14 protein-coding genes and 1 pseudogene are annotated in these 18,132 nt (G+C 43.2%); 10 read left to right on the top strand and 5 right to left on the bottom strand.

Going from position 1 to position 18,132, the window contains the following annotated elements; genetic code table 11:
- The 7 genes from rbsC (at window position 1) to NSQ68_RS13515 (ending at window position 8,256) form a co-directional block, all read left to right on the top strand.
- On the top strand, window positions 1-969 hold the full coding sequence (rbsC, locus tag NSQ68_RS13545; RefSeq protein WP_013310465.1) for a ribose ABC transporter permease: 969 nt from the start codon (window positions 1-3) through the stop codon (window positions 967-969).
- 34 nt (window positions 970-1,003) lie between these two features.
- Window positions 1,004-1,924 (top strand): ribose ABC transporter substrate-binding protein RbsB, encoded by a 921-nt coding sequence (gene rbsB / locus NSQ68_RS13540; RefSeq protein WP_342426243.1) that lies wholly within the window; start codon window positions 1,004-1,006, stop codon window positions 1,922-1,924.
- A 216-nt stretch (window positions 1,925-2,140) separates the two neighbouring features.
- Window positions 2,141-3,148 (top strand): ABC transporter substrate-binding protein, encoded by a 1,008-nt coding sequence (locus NSQ68_RS13535; protein ID WP_342426242.1) that lies wholly within the window; start codon window positions 2,141-2,143, stop codon window positions 3,146-3,148.
- A 37-nt stretch (window positions 3,149-3,185) separates the two neighbouring features.
- Window positions 3,186-4,901, top strand: coding sequence for an ABC transporter ATP-binding protein (locus tag NSQ68_RS13530; RefSeq protein ID WP_342426241.1), 1,716 nt, complete (start codon window positions 3,186-3,188; stop codon window positions 4,899-4,901).
- 37 nt (window positions 4,902-4,938) lie between these two features.
- Window positions 4,939-5,919, top strand: a complete 981-nt coding sequence (locus NSQ68_RS13525) for an ABC transporter substrate-binding protein (RefSeq protein WP_342426240.1) — start codon at window positions 4,939-4,941, stop codon at window positions 5,917-5,919.
- A gap of 224 nt (window positions 5,920-6,143) precedes the next feature.
- The gene (locus tag NSQ68_RS13520; protein WP_342426239.1) at window positions 6,144-7,208 is read left to right on the top strand and encodes an iron ABC transporter permease; all 1,065 of its coding nucleotides are present in this window, start codon (window positions 6,144-6,146) and stop codon (window positions 7,206-7,208) included.
- A 1-nt stretch (window position 7,209) separates the two neighbouring features.
- Entirely contained in the window at window positions 7,210-8,256 is a 1,047-nt protein-coding gene (locus NSQ68_RS13515) for an iron ABC transporter permease (protein ID WP_342426238.1), read from the top strand.
- Between the two features lie 116 nt (window positions 8,257-8,372).
- Here the strand turns inward: NSQ68_RS13515 and NSQ68_RS13510 are convergent, their stop codons facing one another.
- Window positions 8,373-8,540 (bottom strand): hypothetical protein, encoded by a 168-nt coding sequence (locus NSQ68_RS13510; protein WP_007432475.1) that lies wholly within the window; start codon window positions 8,538-8,540, stop codon window positions 8,373-8,375.
- A gap of 725 nt (window positions 8,541-9,265) precedes the next feature.
- Between NSQ68_RS13510 and NSQ68_RS13505 the strand changes: the two genes are divergently transcribed.
- Entirely contained in the window at window positions 9,266-10,222 is a 957-nt protein-coding gene (locus tag NSQ68_RS13505) for a tyrosine-type recombinase/integrase (RefSeq protein WP_342426237.1), read from the top strand.
- A gap of 148 nt (window positions 10,223-10,370) precedes the next feature.
- On the opposite strand, the gene NSQ68_RS13500 is transcribed toward NSQ68_RS13505, so the two are convergent.
- Together NSQ68_RS13500 and NSQ68_RS13495 are read right to left on the bottom strand one after the other, a co-directional pair.
- Window positions 10,371-10,826 carry a DinB family protein gene (locus NSQ68_RS13500; protein WP_342426236.1) on the bottom strand — a complete coding sequence of 152 codons (456 nt, stop codon included), beginning with the start codon at window positions 10,824-10,826 and terminating at the stop codon, window positions 10,371-10,373.
- A gap of 561 nt (window positions 10,827-11,387) precedes the next feature.
- Window positions 11,388-13,349, bottom strand: coding sequence for a DNA mismatch repair protein MutS (locus NSQ68_RS13495; protein WP_342426235.1), 1,962 nt, complete (start codon window positions 13,347-13,349; stop codon window positions 11,388-11,390).
- A 612-nt stretch (window positions 13,350-13,961) separates the two neighbouring features.
- Here NSQ68_RS13495 and NSQ68_RS13490 point away from each other — a divergent pair.
- A pseudogene (locus tag NSQ68_RS13490) lies at window positions 13,962-14,180 on the top strand (ABC transporter ATP-binding protein); the annotation flags it as partial.
- Window positions 14,181-14,233: 53 nt separating this feature from the next.
- Here the strand turns inward: NSQ68_RS13490 and NSQ68_RS13485 are convergent.
- Complete coding sequence (locus NSQ68_RS13485; protein WP_342426234.1) at window positions 14,234-15,514, bottom strand: MFS transporter; 1,281 nt, start codon at window positions 15,512-15,514, stop codon at window positions 14,234-14,236.
- Window positions 15,515-15,870: 356 nt separating this feature from the next.
- On the opposite strand from NSQ68_RS13485, the gene NSQ68_RS13480 reads away from it, so the two are divergent.
- Window positions 15,871-16,974, top strand: a complete 1,104-nt coding sequence (locus NSQ68_RS13480; protein ID WP_342426233.1) for a DUF3900 domain-containing protein — start codon at window positions 15,871-15,873, stop codon at window positions 16,972-16,974.
- Window positions 16,975-17,091: 117 nt separating this feature from the next.
- On the opposite strand, the gene NSQ68_RS13475 is transcribed toward NSQ68_RS13480, so the two are convergent.
- Complete coding sequence (locus NSQ68_RS13475) at window positions 17,092-18,021, bottom strand: L-lactate dehydrogenase (RefSeq protein ID WP_342426232.1); 930 nt, start codon at window positions 18,019-18,021, stop codon at window positions 17,092-17,094.
- Window positions 18,022-18,132: the final 111 nt, after the last annotated feature.

Genomic DNA, 18,132 nt, shown 5'->3' with positions numbered 1-18,132 from the left:
ATGACAACTATGAATGAATCAAAAAGCAGCAAAGGCTTTCAAATGTCACAAATCACACAGAAGCTTGGCCCGTTGTTGGGACTCATTATTTTGGTGATCATCGTATCGGTCTTAAATCCCAGCTTTTTGGAACCGCTTAATATTCTGAACTTATTGCGCCAGGTATCCATTAATGCGCTGATTGCGTTCGGTATGACCTTCGTTATTCTCACAGGCGGAATTGATTTGTCAGTCGGCTCCATATTAGCACTATCCAGTGCATTTGTCGCAAATATGATGCTGGCCGGGTTCGATCCTATTTTGGCGATTATCATCGGTTGTGCATTGGGTGGCGTGATGGGGATGGTCAACGGCTTGATGATTACGAAAGGTAAAATGGCTCCGTTTATCGCTACACTAGCAACCATGACCATTTTCAGAGGATTGACACTCGTTTATACCAATGGTAACCCTATTACAGGACTCGGAGACAGTCTGGTATTTCAATTGTTCGGACGTGGCTATCAGTTCGGTATTCCGGTTCCAGCGATTACGATGCTCATTACCTTTGCTGTCCTGTGGATCATTTTGCATAAAACACCATTCGGACGTAAAACGTATGCCATTGGTGGTAACGAGAAGGCTTCGATTGTATCTGGTATTAAAGTACCACGTGTAAAAATTTGGATTTACTCTCTGGCTGGAATGCTTTCCGCATTGGCGGGAGCTATTCTGACTTCACGTTTGAACTCGGCTCAACCGACAGCAGGTACTTCTTATGAATTGGACGCCATTGCGGCTGTCGTACTAGGTGGAACAAGCCTCTCGGGAGGACGCGGACGAATCGTAGGTACATTAATTGGTGTGCTTATCATCGGTACGCTAAACAATGGCTTGAACTTGCTAGGGGTTAACTCTTTTTATCAAATGGTGGTAAAAGGGATCGTCATCGCTATTGCTGTATTGATTGACCGTAAAAAATCCGCATAAAACACCTAATCTGCGTAGAAGGAGACACATAAATATGAAAAAGCTTACATTAATCATGACTGCCTTGCTGCTCCTGCTCATGACAGGGTGTTCCTTGGAACCGCCCGAATGGGCGAAACCTAAAGCGGCCGCAAACCTGAAGGACATTAAAATTGGCCTATCGATCTCAACGCTGAATAATCCATTCTTCGTCTCTCTCAAAGACGGAGTTGTGGCAGAGGCCAAAAAACAAGGAATGCAGGTTATTGTTGTGGATGCACAAAATGATTCGGCGAAACAAAGTAATGACGTGGATGATCTGATTCAACAGGGAGTAAACGCGTTACTTATAAATCCGACAGATTCGTCGGCTATCTCCACAGTGGTACAATCAGCGAATGCATTGAACATCCCGGTTATTACGCTGGATCGTTCTGCTGACAAAGGAGACGTAAAAGCACTCGTCGCTTCAGACAACGTAGAGGGAGGACGAATGGCTGCCCGATATGTAATTGATCAAGTTGGAAAAGGTGCCAAAGTGATTGAGCTGGAAGGTGTTCCAGGAGCATCCGCTACCCGAGAACGTGGGAAAGGCTTCCATGAAGTAGCAGATAAGGATCTGAAAGTCATAGCTAAACAATCGGCCGATTTTGATCGAACCAAAGGTTTGAACGTGATGGAAAATCTGCTGCAAGGCAATCCGGACGTTCAGGCTGTATTTGCCCACAATGATGAAATGGCGTTGGGTGCCATCGAAGCAATCCAAAGCTCAGGTAAGGACATTCCAGTTATCGGTTTTGACGGTAACGAGGATGCGCTTAAATCAATTAAGGAAGGGAAACTGACAGCCACTGTAGCTCAGCAACCCGAGCTTATTGGTCAATTGGCGGTGCAGGCAGCCAAGGATGTACTTCAAGGTAAAACCGTGAAAACATCAATTCCCGCTAAGCTGGAGTTAGTGGATCAATCGAAATAAAAAGGGCGCTTGCCCAACATATTAAGCTTTCGGACTGATGCTGTAATGCGCATCAGTCCTTTTTTTGGCTATTCTACGATGACGATACATACATATAAATGGAAGTTTTTTATTTTTGTATTGTAAGAAGAGACGGTAAAAGATAGAATAACAATTGTATGATAATGAGAATCACTATCATATTATGATTGTATATATCTAAGGAGGATGCATATTGTGCAACAAAGGTACAGATTAAAATGGGAATCCACGCTCTGTCTGGTGGTTCTTTTGATGGTTGTATTGAGTGCATGTGGAAACGCAGCTAGCAACAACCAGACAAACGACAAGACCAGCACTAATAATCCTTCCGGGCAATCCAAAGCGGTTGTCTTGCGCGAATATACTGATGCTGCTGGCAATAAGATCAGTATCCCTTCAAATCCGCAGCGGGTCGTCACGACACAATATTTGGATGCTATGCTGGCCTTGGGAGTTAAGCCTGTAGGTGCTGCTTCCCATTTGTTGGAGGGCGACTATTTAAAGGATAAGATTGACGGAGTTGCGGATATTGGGAACCCGACAAATGTAGAAAAGGTGCTGGAGTTACAACCGGACCTGATCATCACAACAGAATATACCACGCCAGAAGTGAAGGAGCAGCTGGAGAAAATTGCTCCAACCGTGGTCGTTTCGTTTGGAGATGGCGATGTATTTGAGCAACTGCGGAATGTCGCAGCCGTGCTGGGTAAGGACAAGGAAGCCGAGCAGTGGATCGCTAGTTTCAACAAAAAGGCTGAAGAAAGTCGAAAGAAGCTGGCTGGAAAATTCAAAAAAGATGAAACGGTTACGATTTACATGGCCTACGATAAGAATGTGTTAAGGGTATACGGAGCGCGGAATGTAGGACATGTTATTTACCGTTCACTGGAATTGAATCCTCCTGAGTACATACGCCAGAAGCTGGCGAAGGACCCGAGATTTAATTATGTTTATGATGTTATTTCAATGGAAAAGCTGCCTGAATTGTCAGGAGACCGAATTATTATGCTGGTTTATGATGATGCGAGCAAGGACGGAATGCTTAAGCAAATTGAGCAAAGTGCACTGTGGAGAAATCTCCCGGCTGTCAAGAACCACAAAGTGTATTTCATCAAAGCCGATCCGTGGTTTACGTACTCACCGCTAGCCGTTGACCAATCGCTGGATGAGGCCGTTAAAATGTTTTCCGTTGATCCGAAGTGATCAGTCCAATTGAAATTAGAAAGGAGAAGTCATGGCTATGCTTAGACGATTTTTTGAATACTACCGTCCTTACCGGACTTTGTTCATCATTGATTTCTCTTGTGCCTTGCTGGCAGCACTGCTGGAGTTGGCTTTTCCGCTTGCAGTCAACCGGGTGGTCGATGATTTGCTGCCCAGTGGGAACTGGAAATGGATTTTATATGCCTGTCTAGCTCTGCTCGGTATTTATGTCATAAGTGCTGCGCTGAATTACGTGGTTACCTATTGGGGCCACAAGCTGGGTATTAACATCGAATCGGACATGCGTAAAAAGCTGTTTGATCGGGTACAAAAGCAATCTTTTCGCTTTTTTGACAATAACAAAACAGGGCATCTCGTTTCCCGTATGACCAACGATCTGATGGATATTGGGGAAATTGCCCACCACGGACCCGAAGATTTGTTCATCGCGTTGATGACACTGGGGGGAGCCTTTGGTATCATGCTCGGTATTAACTGGAAGCTGGCTGTACTGACTTTCATCATTGTACCCCTCATGATTTACTTGTCTCTTTATTTCAGCCGTAAAATGTCTGCTGCTTTCCATCGTATGTTTTCTGATATTGCGGATTATAACGCTCGTATTGAAAATAATGTCAGCGGGATTCGCGTTGTTCAAGCGTTCTCCAACGAAGCACATGAAATGGAACGTTTTGCTGAGAATAATGGACGTTTTCGTAAAACGAAGCTGATCGCGTACCGGATTATGGCCTGGAATTCCTCGATTAGTTTTATACTAATGAAGCTGGTTTCATTGTTTGTGCTTGTGTGTGGAACATGGTTTGTTATCGAAGGGCAGATGACCTACGGGGAATTTATCGCATTTGTGATGCTGTCTAATGTATTCCTGGGGCCAATTAAACAAATTAATTCTGTCATCGAAACGTATCCGAAAGGGATTGCCGGCTTCCGACGGTATCTGGATTTGCTTGAAAGTGAATCGGATGTAGAAGATCTGCCAGGAGCGAAGTCAGTTAGCTATCTTAACGGAGATATTCAATTTGAAGGTGTAACGTTTGGTTACGAGAACAAAGATAAGGTATTACGCAAAGTAGACCTATCTATCCATGCAGGTGAAACCGTAGCACTTGTAGGTCCTTCAGGAGCAGGTAAAACGACACTTTGTAGTTTGTTGCCTCGTTTCTATGATGTCGAGGAAGGTAGCATTACCATTGATGGGATGGATATTCGTGAAATGAAGCTGGATTCGCTGCGATCCATGATTGGTATCGTACAGCAGGATGTATTCCTCTTTGATGGAACGATTCGTGAAAATATTGCTTACGGTAAGCTTGATGCTTCGGAAGAAGAAATCTGGGATGCTGCTCGTCGAGCTCAGATTGAAGACCTTGTTCGCTCATATCCAGATGGTCTGGATACAATGATCGGTGAGCGAGGTGTGAAGCTCTCCGGTGGTCAAAAGCAACGTTTGTCTATTGCCCGGATGTTCCTTAAAAATCCGCCTATTCTCATTTTAGATGAAGCGACATCAGCATTGGATACAGAGACAGAAGCCGCGATTCAGCAGGCACTGACAGAGCTTTCCCAAGGCCGCACGACACTCGTTATCGCACATCGTCTGGCAACAATCAAAAATGCTGACCGCATTATCGTAGTTGCAGATCAAGGGATTGCCGAGCAAGGCAGACATGAAGAGTTATTGGCAGTAAAAGGAGCATATAGTCGCCTGCACCAAGCTCAATATGGAACGTAAATAGGTCGATATGACACCGAAAATAGAGAGAGGAAGATTGGGTTTGACAAAGAAAATGTGGATTGTGATGATGCTTCTGTCAGTCATTTTAGTTCTTACCGCCTGTAGTGGAAACGTGAAGCAACCGGATGAAAAGCAGAATCAAACTTCTAGTGAACAAAAGTCAGAGGAAATGAAAACAGTCAAAACGATTCATGGAGATATTAAGATTCCGGTTCACCCTCAGCGGATTGTAGTAGATATGTACCAGAATGATTTATTAGCACTAGGGATTAAACCTGTGGGAAGTGTTAAATATTATCTGGATAATCCGTTTTCGAAGGATCTTGTACAAGGCATTGCAAGCATTGGAGACCGCGGTAGTGTATCCATTGAAAAAGTATTGACTCTACAGCCGGATATGATTCTGATTGGTTCCAAAGATGCTTCTGAATATGAAAAATATAGTAAAATTGCTCCGACCATAGTCATTCCTTATGGAACGTATAAAAATGTGCATGAGGAACTGACAGCTTTTGGTGAGCTGCTTGGAAAAGAACAAGAAGCCAAAACATGGCTTGCCCAATACGATCAGCGGATGCAGGCCGCACGTGACGAGCTAAAGGGAATTATTCAGCCTGAGGATACGTTCACCGTAATGGAAGCTTCGGATAAAGAATACTATGTATATGGTGATAATTTTGGCAGAGGAGGACAGGCGGTATACAGAGGACTCAATTTGACACCTCCGCCGCTTGTCCAAAAAGAATTATTAGGTGAGACTCAATGGAAATCGGTGTCAAAAGAAGTCATTAATCAATATGCAGGCTCTTATATCTTTCTGACGGTTAACAAGGATTTGAGAGGTTACAAAGGAGACAGCATATGGAAATCACTGAATGCGGTCCGGCAAGGTAAGGTTTTTGAGCTCCAGGAGGATCGATATTGGTACTTCGACCCGATTGCCATTGTAGGACAAGCCGAGGAAATCGCAGATATGATCGTCCAGCGGAATAAAGAGAACGCCGCACAGAAGTAGTCGCTTCGGTGTTGTTCGCAGCCTTTTGGTATTTATGCCGAAGGGCTTTATTTTTTCACAATAGGGTAGAGCATTAGGCATTCCTCGAAATTTGCTATTGATGCTATTGCCACATTAATTTACAATAGTAAAGATTGCGTGATAATAATTCTCATTATCAACATCATTTTCAACACAGTTCGTGATAGCTACATACTATTCAACAGTAAGGGTGAACAATAGTTATGAAATTATCAGAATCATCAGATGGCCCCGCTCAAAGTAAACATAACCAGTCGCCGACTCAATTCTACTCGCGACCTTGGGCGGCTTCGCTTATCCTGACAGTTGGGCTTGGACTTTTAGCGTTCGGTATCGCGCTATCCCTATCTTTTGGTGCAGCCTCTATTAGGCTAGAAGAGGTATGGAACGCTGTTTTTCATTTTAAACCCGAGTTGCAAAACCATCAAATTATTTGGGAAATCCGTCTACCTCGAATTCTGGGTGGGGTTTTAATCGGTGTTTGCTTTGCCGTTGCAGGTGCAATTATGCAAGGAATGACTCGAAATCCGCTTGCTGACTCGGGCTTGCTTGGATTGAACTCGGGAGCCAGCTTGGCGATGGCGATTTGCTTTGCCCTTTTTCCCGGATCATCCTTTTTACAGTTAATGTTGTATTCCTTTGTTGGTGCGGCTCTGGCTGTTGTGATGGTATATGGTACAAGCTCCATATCCAAATCAGGTCTTACGCCAGTTCGTCTTGTATTGGCGGGCGCAGCCGTCACGGCATTGTTGTCTGCCTTAGGGGATGCGATCAGTTTGTACTTTAATGTTGGACAGGATTTGGCCTTTTGGTATGCCGGAGGGCTTAGTGGAACCAAGTGGGTTCAGCTCGGTATAGTTTTGCCTTGGGTTGTGGCAGCTTTTATCGGCGCTCTCATGTTGTCGCGCTCTATTACGCTGCTTAGTCTGGGAGACGAAATTGCATTGAGTCTTGGTCAGCGAACTGGAGTGGTAAAGGTAGTCGGAATGATTCTTGTTCTGATTCTGGCGGGTGCAGCGGTGTCGTTGGTTGGTTCTATAGGTTTCGTGGGATTAATTATCCCCCATATAACCCGCAAGCTGGTTGGCGTCGATTATCGCTGGATTATTCCGTGTTCGGCCATTATGGGAGCTTTACTCATTGTGTTTGCCGATCTGGCAGCCCGCATGATTAACGCACCTGAAGAAACACCGGTGGGCGTACTTATTGCCTTAATTGGGGTTCCATTCTTCCTTTATCTGGCACGTAAAGAAAGGAGGGCACTGTAAGATGAATAACGTTACGAATGGGGCTATTGCCAAAGCTAGTCATCTTAAAAAAATCCATGATTGGATGGTTGTTGTCATTCTGCTCGTATTGCTCATTGCTGCGTTCACCATAAGTGCGAATACGGGAACCATCCGGCTTTCGCCAATGGAGCTATTTAGAACTTTGTTTGGACAAGGGACTCCACAGCAGGAATTAATCCTATTTGAATTCCGATTGCCACGAATGGTTATTTCCCTTCTAATTGGTGCAGGCCTCGCTGTTTCTGGCTGCATCATGCAGGGGGTTTCGCGTAACGGCCTAGCGGACCCAGGTATTCTGGGGATTAATGCGGGCGCTGGGCTGATGGTCATGCTGTTTGTATTGCTTTTTCCATCTATGCAAACTACGAATTCATTGTTTTTACTTCCCGCTCTTGCGCTGATTGGATCAGGAGCTGCTGCTATTCTGATCTACGCGCTTTCTTACAAGAAAGGCGAAGGAATTTCCCCAACAAGGCTACTGCTGAGCGGGATTGGTGTAGCGGCGGGTATCAGTGCTGCGATGATCATTATGACTCTTAAGCTGACACCTGAAAGCTACACGTTTGTAGCTAATTGGTTAGCAGGAAGCATCTGGGGCTCAAACTGGAAATTCGTAATGGCCCTGTTGCCTTGGCTGATTGTATTGCTTCCTTTCGCATACTACAAAGCAAATGTGATGAATGTGCTTAATCTGGGGGATCAGACCGCATCGGGGTTGGGTACACCTATCGAAAAGGAACGTATTCTCCTTCTGGCTGCTGCGGTAGGACTGGCCAGTTCTAGTGTTTCGGTTAGTGGCGGTATCGGCTTTGTCGGTTTGGTGGCTCCACATTTGGCGAGAAAGCTGGTGGGCCCGAAGCATAAAATGTTGCTGGTAACCTGTGCTTTAGTCGGAGCACTCCTGGTACTTGTAGCGGATACGATCACACGATCCTTACCTTTACAGAAAGAAATTCCGACAGGTTTGATTGTAGCCATTCTTGGTGCGCCATACTTCTTATATCTGCTGAGTCGCTCCAAAGGGTAACATTACGAAAGAGTATCACCTGTCAATTAAAGGCTACACACAACAAATAACCTTCAACACCACTAAAAAAGTGAGGCTGAAGGTTATTTGTTCATTTGATTTAGTAGCCTTTCATCTCAACGAGAAGTATTCAAGGCATGAGAGGTTTGATGCAGCTCTCTGATCATTTTATGCAACGTGTAATTTTCCTGACGTGTCACGCCGTGTTGATTTTCCTGAACCAGCAATTGATGGATGTTTCGTTTTAGAATTTCACTTCGACGTTCCAACATTTCGGTACTCATAAATAAATGAACACTCCCTTTGTCATGAATAAACCTACATTTTTGAAATGAGCATAGGCCGAATATAAGGTTGCCTTTCGACTTCTTTAAGTATATCGTGCTGGATGATCAAGGGAAAACGGAGCGAGACTGCAAATTACTTTTTCTCATCATCCATGCCGTGTCGACAGCGACTCACCCCATGAGTTCTTAGATATACTTCCTGATGCTGGCGATAACAAGGGATTAAGGGTAATTAACTTAATGTATATAATTTGACTGTCTCATGTTTTCTGATTTAAAGGCTATCATGGGAAGTTGGGGTTCTTGTGTGGAAGAGGACGGCTGGACAGCTCGAATAATAGATCATTCGATTTGTGTTCAATCTGAACATACAGTTGCGATTATAGAAGAGCGTGCTCAAATTCTGACACTGCTATAAAGTAGTAGTGCCTTTCTGGTTACTGGCGAACAAAATTATAACGAATATGAACCGCATTTATGCGGTTCTTTTTTTAATGCTATATGCTTTCGCTCGGCTGCTAAACAAGAGGAAAAACGCTTTATTTGCCCTTGAAAAGCCTTTAAAAAACAGCGTATAATATAAATTATACGCTGTTTAGGTTTAAAACGACTTTTAGAATCTCTCCTGCGTAAGATGTCGATTGAATTGTCGATAAAAATAAGACGAAAATGATCATTTTACAGTATATTTCGGAATATGAACTGAATTGGAGGCGAGCGGGATGAAAAAAGAGTTGCGACATGTGGAGCTCGATACAACAAAAGAAATTGATGAAATATATACTGAGGAGCTGGAAGCTTTTTTGATCTGGATGAAGGATGCTGGATATACGATACATACGCAAAAAAATTATATAGGGGATGTGAAGCAGTTTTTACGCACGTTGCGTGATAAACCACTCGATCAGGTGAAGAAGATTCATGTTATGTCGTATTTGTCTAAAGCGCGGGAAGGAGGCGCCGGAGATAGTACGCGGAACCGGAAGCATGCAGCGGTGAACAGTTTTTTTAAAGCGCTACAGGAATTTGAGTTATGCAGCACAAATCCGGCAGCGGGAATTAAAAAAGCAAAGACTGAAAAAAATCGTATGCCCGTCTATCTGGATGAAAAGGATATTCATCCGTTTTTGCTCGCGGTGGAGGGGAAATATGCAAATCGTAATATGGCAATTTTTCTGCTGATGGTCTACATGGGATTGCGGGTGGGGGAGGTTCATTCATTGAATGTCTTGGACTACAGCCGAGAAAGACGTACCTTAGATGTGTTCGGTAAAGGACGTAAGTGGCGTACTCTCCCGGTACCGGAAGCTGTGTGTGATTTTGTAGAGCATGCGTTGGAGGAAAGATTGACGCCGTGGAGAGGTAAAGAGGATGCGATGTTCGTATCCCAAAAAGGTCGCCGTCTGGCAGTGCGCACCATTCAACAGATCGCTACAGAAACATTCGAACGATTCCAGCAAGATAAGGGTATAGAACGCCGGGAGGCTTATTCCAGCCATAAGCTGAGACATACATTTGCGACAATGCTATTACGTAAGGGAGCAGATCTGCGTACCGTACAGGAGCTGCTGGGGCATTCATCCATTCAGACAACCACAGTATACACACATGTCACTGATCGGGAAAAAGAAAAAGCAATGGATAAGCTGGATATTCAGATACCAATATCAGGATTGTAAGTAAAGCATGAAAGTTGAGATTAAATGAAAATAGGTTTACATAATAATAATTATGTAAACCTATTGGGCAGAATTACATCCTGACTTGAAAATCACATCAACGGCTTAGGTCATTATGATCGTGAACGTAGTATTCTTTTTCATAGCCTTAGTCTTGTTTTTGATTGATTTGCTCCAAATGATGCCGCAAATGCCGAATATAATCGTCAACTAGCCATTGTAATGTTTCGGTGGAGTGGTCATCTTTTTGAAATATTTTCTTAGAATCGAATGATGTACATGAGTTTAACACATTTATGATTTGCTTATTCAATAGTTTCCATAAATGTATGACATCCACGTAAGAGAACGCTTCCTGATACTGATTAGCTACCACCCATTCATTTTGCGCATACGATTCAATTTTGATAGGGGATGTTGAATGCTTAATCATGATAAATCTTCGATGATTATTAGAAGCGGAGTCGCACAGATGTCCTAGTATTTCTTTTTTGGACCATTTCTCCGAGAACGGTTTGACATTAAATTCATGTTCGGTGATCGAAAAAAATTCTTTTTCATAATCCTCGATGATTCTCGCCAGTTCTTCAACAGCATTCTTCAATAGATTAGCCTCCTTATTTTAGCGATCGTCTTATGATTAGCATTAGAATAATTCATAATAAGCTGGAAAGCAATGGTGAATTAAAGGTTAGTATAATATTGCCTTGACGAAGGTAATATTTGCTGCAAAATTAGTAAACCAACTTTATAAACATGGTTTATGAAATTGTTTTTTTTGTGAAAAAAGGTGCTATGTATGAAAAAAAGCTAACAATTTATTTAAAGAAATAAATCTGAACCTGGTACTACGGTAGTTAATTTAAATGAGGACGTTCTGATGAAAGAAGAGCATCCCTATCAATTTTTAGAATCCTACAAATCTAAGCATAAGATGCCTTTGTATCCTAACGTTAGAATGATAACAAAAGTGATATTTCGATGAGTGCGGGATTGATTAATATAAACAAGAGGGAAACCATTAAGTTTACATAATATATATTATGTTTTTCAGTGTGGTAGAATCTGCAAGTGGATCACTCTTGTTAAGTGTCCGCTTGCAGATTCAAGTTTCACTGACAATATAAAAATAGCTTATTTTTCAGTTGAGAATTTGCTCGTGCGTCTATATTTCATTTTCCGGGGGAGATTCGATCATCACTCCTTCGACATGCTTGCGTCTCAGCAGTTTTCGTTTTTTGCGGTTTTCCTTGGTTTCTAAAACAATGTCCAGATCATAGTCGTCAGGATACAGTTCAGTAGCAGCGATGTGAAGGACGAGCCTTTTTTTGTTAATGCTCAGCTTCTGTCCTTGGATCAAAATCCCGACATTCCCCCGTTCATCCTCGGTTTTGTATACAATTCCAGTTCGATCCAGGTAGCCTACATAAACACTATCACCAAGGGCAAATGGCTTGGTTTTGAGAGGAAGTTCTTGTTTCCCCCGTTTTGTGACTGTATCGTCTAAAGCCGTTTTTTTAGGAAGAGGCTTATTTGCAACATCAGACTTTTCATCATCAACACAAGGGGGAATAACAAACGATTCCTGTGTATTTTGAGATGCTCTACCCGCAGAAATGGCTTCGGAACGCTCGATAATACGTGTCCACATGCCCAGCTTCAAGGCAATTGCATATGCGTAGCTTTCTCCGGCCTCTCCAATGCGAAGTCGGTACAAAGGCTGTAGCGTTTCGGTATCAAACTCCATACGAGCATTCTGAAATCCCGGTGTATTTTCAGCAAAATGCTTGATCTCACTAAAGTGTGTTGTAGCCACTACTGTCGCCCCGCGACGATGGAATTCTTCTAGCAAAGCGATAGAGAGGCCTACTCCTTCTCCCGGATCGGTGCCGGATGCCATTTCATCAATCAGGATCAGAGTAGAGTTGCCTGTTGTTTCTAATATGCTAATCATGTTGCGGATGTGTGCAGAAAAGGTGCTCAAAGCATGTTCAATGCTTTGTCCATCCCCGATGTCAACCACAATTTCCTCGAATACAGCCATTCGGCTGCCATGCAAAACAGGTACCAGTAGCCCAGATTGCACCATTAATGTTAATAGACCGACGCTTTTGAGAGCCATCGTTTTTCCGCCTGTGTTCGGTCCGGTGATGATGAGCGAGGAATATCCTTCGCCAATTGAGAAATCAAGCGGCACCATGGTATTGGACATCAACGGGTGACGTGCACCTTGGATGTCTATAATCCCGTTAAGGTTAAGTTCGACAGGGATAGCATCCAGAGTCATGGCGTATTTGGCTTTTGCCAATAAAAAATCCAGTACACCTACTGTTTCTGTATTGATGCTTAGTTCCCGGTTGTATGACTCAGCCATTGCCGTCAGGTCTCCCAGCACTTTCATTTCTTCTTTTGATTCTTCTGCCATGTTCGCGCTCTGATCGAATTGCAGATTCGTGATCTCGGCAGGTTCAACATAAACCGTCTGACCACTTCCTGATTCATCCAGTACATTACCTTTCACTTGTCTACGGAATTCTTTTTTGATTGGAAGCACGTAACGGCCATTGCGCTGACTAATCATATTTTCCTGCATAATGGATCGGTGACGGCTGGTGAGAGAGTCAAGTTTTCTCTTGATACGTTCTTCAGTAACCGCAATTTTTTTGCGAATTTTAGCTAGTTCTTTACTGGCCATATCCGTCACACGTCCCGAATGAATACATCTTTCGATTTCGGATAAAAGTGGCTCCATGCTATACATGGAAGATGCATAAGCGCTGACGGTTGGAGCAGCGTCCGCCTTGGAATACATATATTTTATCAGTTGAATACAGCTTCGAATGAATTGAGCCATATGAGAAAAATCACGCTCGCTGAACATATACCCGGTTCCGAGCAGTTGAAGAATGTGCTCCATTCCTTCCAACGAAGGAACAGGGACGCTTGCTCCGTGGCGAATGATCTGTAACGCTTCGTTCGTTTCGTCAAGACGAATCTTAATGGTACGGATATCAGTAATTGGCCGCATAGAAGCAGCGTGACGCTTACCCAGGTAAGAAAAAGCACATTCAGAAACTCTTGTTTTAATTTGATCATATTCCAAACGCAGCATTGTAGTTTCGTTCATGAATAAATCTCTCCTTTGGTTGTGTGGTGTAAGGATTTTGGAAACCTTGCTGTTAAAATAAAAAAGGGCGGAGAATGAACAAAACGTTCATTCTCCGCCCTTAAGGAAAGAGGGAATTTATCTTCAAATAAGCCTGTTATTCAGCTTTTGTAGTTCCGAGTTCCGTGTTTCCAATTCATTCACGCAACAGCTCTTTGCTAAGCTATTTGGATCGTGAAAGGAAGACGTTTAAAGGAAGTTACAAAATCTGAAAACAAAAAAACCGCGCTGAACACAGCACGGAATAGGGCCTGGATGAAGATAATCCCGAAGGCGATTTATGATATCCGCATGTTCTTAACTAATATCAGGGTAACAACACGGCAACAAACAAACCTGTCCCCGAAGGGTACAAGCGCCTGATGATACTCCCTGAATATGCAATTGCTTAGTTAAGAACGTTCACCGACATCAAAATCTCTCCCTTAATTGAAGATATAACCATACTATACGATTGGACAGGCATTGAAGTCAAGTCCGACTTCTTTAATACGCTAGAATGGTGATCATTATATTAACATAACATATATTATGTAAACTAGATTTCTAATAAAGCTTTGTTATCTTTTAAATGAGAATGAGAAGGATATTCGACAGGCTATTAACCGCCTTGTCCAAGGTAGAACGGTCATCGCTATTGCTCATTGCCTCAAAACGATACGAAACGTAGACCGTATTGTAGTATTGGACAAAGGAATGGTCGTGGAGCAGGGACAACATGATGAGCTGTTGGATGATAACGGCCTGGATGCACGATTGTGGAAAAGACAGCATAAAGGAAGAGAGTCATAATCCGTCTGAAATTATGATACAAACATTAAGAAACCGCCCCGGAGGATGGCATATCACCTCTCGAGGGGCGGTTTCTTGTGCTGCTTTTCAGAATCATCGGCTATGACAGCTTGTACAGGCCGCCTGTCACGAAGCAATGGTAACAACAGCGTCGCTCCGACCAAAAACAATCCGGCGCTCACGGTATATACGGTGTTCAGGGAGGATTCGTGCTTGAGTGTTCCGCCAATACTCATACCGACGACCATCATCCCGGAGAACAGGGGAGAGAGGGCACCACCGACACGGCCGATAAAAGCAGCTTCGGCGTTTTTCATCATCATCGTGTTGATACCGATATGAATGCAAGGATAAAATAGGCCGCTGAAAACTTGTAGTGCCATGGTCAGCACAATATTGTGCGACCATCCGACTCCAAAGGTTGTCAGTGTGCTGACCAAAAGTCCGGTCACCAGCAGTAATTGCGGCTGTACTTTTTTGGCAACCCCCATAATCAGGCCGCCTCCCACCAGCATAGCCGCTCCGTTCGCCATTAACGGCCATTGCAGGAATTCCTTGTTTTGTCCAAGGTTCTCGATGGCGACAAAAACCATTAATGGTTGAATAAGTCCGACCGCTAGCCCAATTACGGTGAATGTTCCCCCAAGCGTGCGAAGTGTGCGGTTATTCCATACATAACGTATTCCTTCTTTAAGCTCTTGAATGAAATGAGGGGGTTGATTATCTATCTCCAGTGCTTGTTCATCTTGTGGAATACGAGTCAGGACAAGCGCCGAGATGAGAAACAATATTCCGGTTATAGACATTGAAATGTAAATTCCAAAGTGTTGATAAATAAATGTACCGATAACGGGGCCGATAACCATAAATAATGCCATGAGAGATTGAAAAAGGGCCATCACTCCCTGAAGCTGTTCAGGTGCTACATGCTGCTTAAATATCTTCATCGCAGACGGCTGAGAAAATTGAGATAGAATGGCCGAAAAGAAAGTGGACAGCAAAAGCACCTGCCATGACCCGTACCATAATGCCAACAAGACAATAAAAATAGAGGCAGCGGACAGCAAATCGCAACTAATCATGGTCCGTTTGGGCCGCCAACGGTCCGCGAATGTTCCTCCAATGATAGCGAACAGAAAAATAGGCATGAATTCAGCAACTGAAATGAGCGACACGTATACGGGATCATTATGAGTCAAATCTGTTACATACAACAGTATGGCAAAGTTGCGCACCCAAATGCCCAAATTTAGCAGTGCATTGGAGGCGATAATGGTCCTTATATATGGATTTTTAAAAACAACAAACTCTCCCTTCCTGTTTTTAGGGCGCATGCCCTTCGAGATATCATTTTAAATAAACAAAAAATATTTTTGTCTATGTAATAACAGATAATATAATAAATTAACTACTATTTAGTCAAATGTTTTTTGAATCCTGAAGAAAGTAGAGCATAGAAAATAAAGAGGTCAATGATCGTTAAAGACGTGAAATAGAATAGTAGTAAAAGTACTCACTTTAAACTTGTGAATTAGGAATGATATCTAATCAAAAAAACAATTTACATAATAAATATTATGTTAACTAAAAATATTTATCTTAATAATAGGGAGCTGAATCCGATGTACCTTTTAAAATCATAGTGATATAATTACGCGTACATGCCTGAAAAGGAGCGAATGGAACGTAAATGAACTTTCAAGTGGATTTTTTATCTTTTTTTGTAATTCAGGTAGATGGAAAAGAAGGACAGGGTGGTAAGTCCTATAAGCATTATGCTACGATGGACGACTACGATTATGACGAAAGCGATGTTAAAAAATTTCTGGACGGGGAATTTACTCGTATTAGCAAGCGGAAGGTTGAAAAAAATCCCAGCACAGAGCAGGCACCGACCAAAATCGGCCGCTTTATCGTCGAACCGGAGCATGAATTGAGCAGTAATCCGAATTTTAATATGTTCGCCCGACTGCGGGCAGCAGAGGATAAGGAAGATTTTAAAAATGCTTGTGACGATCTGGTGCGGATGTATCTGGATACGAGCGCAGTACGCGGCGGAGCGCTGATCATTGTCCAGGCTACCTTGAATACACACTCGGATGATCCGTTTATTTTTGTGTTAAAATGTGATTTCGAACCTAAAATTGCCAGAATTACGGAAAGCAGTCTGGTGAGTGAGGTCGAAATGGCTATTTCTGCCCGTAATATGAAATCCATCATGTATCCTTACATGCTTGAGGAGGGGATGAACGATGAATGGGAGCTTAAAATTCACCAGTCTTCGCATGCCCGGTATTTTGAAGATTTTTTGAAATTCGTGACCTATGAGCAATCCATGCCAGAAATCGTCAATGAGCATGTCATGGGCTTCGTTCAGAACTATGTAGAAACCAAATGGCCGGATGCATCTAATGAGGAAAGACAGCAGGAAGAGCGCGATCTGGAATTGTGGGCGGCGAGCGAAAAACGGGATCTGCAAGGGAAATGGGAACCACTCCAGGTCGTAGAGGCTGCACAGCATATTGTCGAGCTGAAACCAGAAATTGAAGTTCGTTTTAAACTAGATGATACGGTCGTGCGTGGGCTACTGTCCGACTTTGGCGCCAAGCTGCATATCACGAAACTTCATGATCGATATGCACTTATTATTGAAGGTGACGCATTTACGTTTGAAAAGGGATTTTCACCGATTGAGCTGCTTCAACCTGAATCGTTTGAAACGGTGGCTGAGCGGCTAAAAGAGAAACGCCAGCATGAAAATGAGGATGCGGATGGCGACACGCCACCTTGGTAATTCGAATTCATAGCATGACGACAAACTGAACTTTTACATTATAATGACTAAAAAACTGGCCTCTCAACGGGTATTCCGCTGTGGAGGCCAGTTTTGTTTAGCTTTTATGTTCCCGATCTACACATGAACTTTGCTAATTTGATCTTTCAGCTTGTCCGCAGATTGAAGCAACCTTGCACGTTCCTCGTCATTGAGCGGAAGATCCAAAATTTCACGTACCCCATTGTGATCTACGATACTTGGAACACCTAAATATACGTCAGATACTCCGTTATAATTTTCCAGCAAGGTGGACACATTAAGTACCGACCCCTCGTCTCCGAGAATGGCGGCTACAATTCGGTCGAGAGCCAGCCCGATAGCATAAGAAGTTGCGCCTTTAGCATCTATAATTTCATAGGCAGCATTCTTGGTATTTTCAAAAATTTCGTTTTTCGTTTCTTCACCCAGTTCCAGCGGAGTTCCAGCTACGTTGGCTGTGCTCCATACAGGTAACTCGGAGTCACCGTGTTCTCCAATAATATGGGCGTGGATGCTTCGTGGATCGATGCCTTTTTGCTTCCCGATCAAATAGCGGAAGCGTGCGCTGTCCAGCAACGTTCCTGATCCAATGACTCTACTTGAAGGCCAACCACTGCGTTTCCAGGAGATGTAGGAGAGAATGTCCACTGGATTGGTTGCGATCAGCAAAATGCCGTGTGTATTGACCTTGACGATATTATCAATAATACTTTCAAAAATTTCGGCATTACGCTTCAGCAAATCGATGCGCGTTTCTCCCGGCTTTTGTGAAGCGCCTGCAGTAACAATGATGATATCTGCATCACGGCAGTCTTCATAATCACCCGCCCACACTTTGACACCGCCGAGAAAGGGAAGCCCATGATTCATATCGAGCATTTCCCCCTTCGCCTTTTTGACGTTGACATCAATAAAGACAAGTTCTGACATGCGTTGGCGCAGCAGTAGGGTATAGCCGGTTGTTGTGCCAACCGCTCCCATGCCGACAATGGCCACTCTACTTCGTTTGTAAGGTTTTAAGCTCATAAAATCCTCATCTCCTTCTCGGGTTGTATACCTTTTCATTTTGGGGTATTACTTAAAAATTTATCTTTCCAACTTAGTGTACCGTATATATTTACCCACGGCAAAGAAATA

The organism is Paenibacillus sp. FSL L8-0158 (assembly GCF_038592965.1).
GTDB lineage: Bacteria > Bacillota > Bacilli > Paenibacillales > Paenibacillaceae > Paenibacillus > Paenibacillus polymyxa_D.
Note: the sequence above shows the minus strand (reverse complement) of the source record. Positions and strands in the feature narration are given on the sequence as shown.

Excerpts from the sequence above, each read along its gene's own strand:
- rbsC (WP_013310465.1), top strand. The coding sequence starts at position 1 with ATGACAACTATGAATGAATCAAAAAGCAGCAAAGGCTTTCAAATGTCA.
- rbsB (WP_342426243.1), top strand. The coding sequence starts at position 1,004 with ATGAAAAAGCTTACATTAATCATGACTGCCTTGCTGCTCCTGCTCATG.
- NSQ68_RS13530 (WP_342426241.1), top strand. The coding sequence starts at position 3,186 with ATGCTTAGACGATTTTTTGAATACTACCGTCCTTACCGGACTTTGTTC.
- NSQ68_RS13520 (WP_342426239.1), top strand. The coding sequence starts at position 6,144 with ATGAAATTATCAGAATCATCAGATGGCCCCGCTCAAAGTAAACATAAC.
- NSQ68_RS13515 (WP_342426238.1), top strand. The coding sequence starts at position 7,210 with ATGAATAACGTTACGAATGGGGCTATTGCCAAAGCTAGTCATCTTAAA.
- NSQ68_RS13510 (WP_007432475.1), bottom strand. The coding sequence starts at position 8,540 with ATGAGTACCGAAATGTTGGAACGTCGAAGTGAAATTCTAAAACGAAAC.
- NSQ68_RS13505 (WP_342426237.1), top strand. The coding sequence starts at position 9,266 with ATGAAAAAAGAGTTGCGACATGTGGAGCTCGATACAACAAAAGAAATT.
- NSQ68_RS13495 (WP_342426235.1), bottom strand. The coding sequence starts at position 13,349 with ATGAACGAAACTACAATGCTGCGTTTGGAATATGATCAAATTAAAACA.
- NSQ68_RS13485 (WP_342426234.1), bottom strand. The coding sequence starts at position 15,514 with ATGCGCCCTAAAAACAGGAAGGGAGAGTTTGTTGTTTTTAAAAATCCA.
- NSQ68_RS13480 (WP_342426233.1), top strand. The coding sequence starts at position 15,871 with ATGAACTTTCAAGTGGATTTTTTATCTTTTTTTGTAATTCAGGTAGAT.
- NSQ68_RS13475 (WP_342426232.1), bottom strand. The coding sequence starts at position 18,021 with ATGAGCTTAAAACCTTACAAACGAAGTAGAGTGGCCATTGTCGGCATG.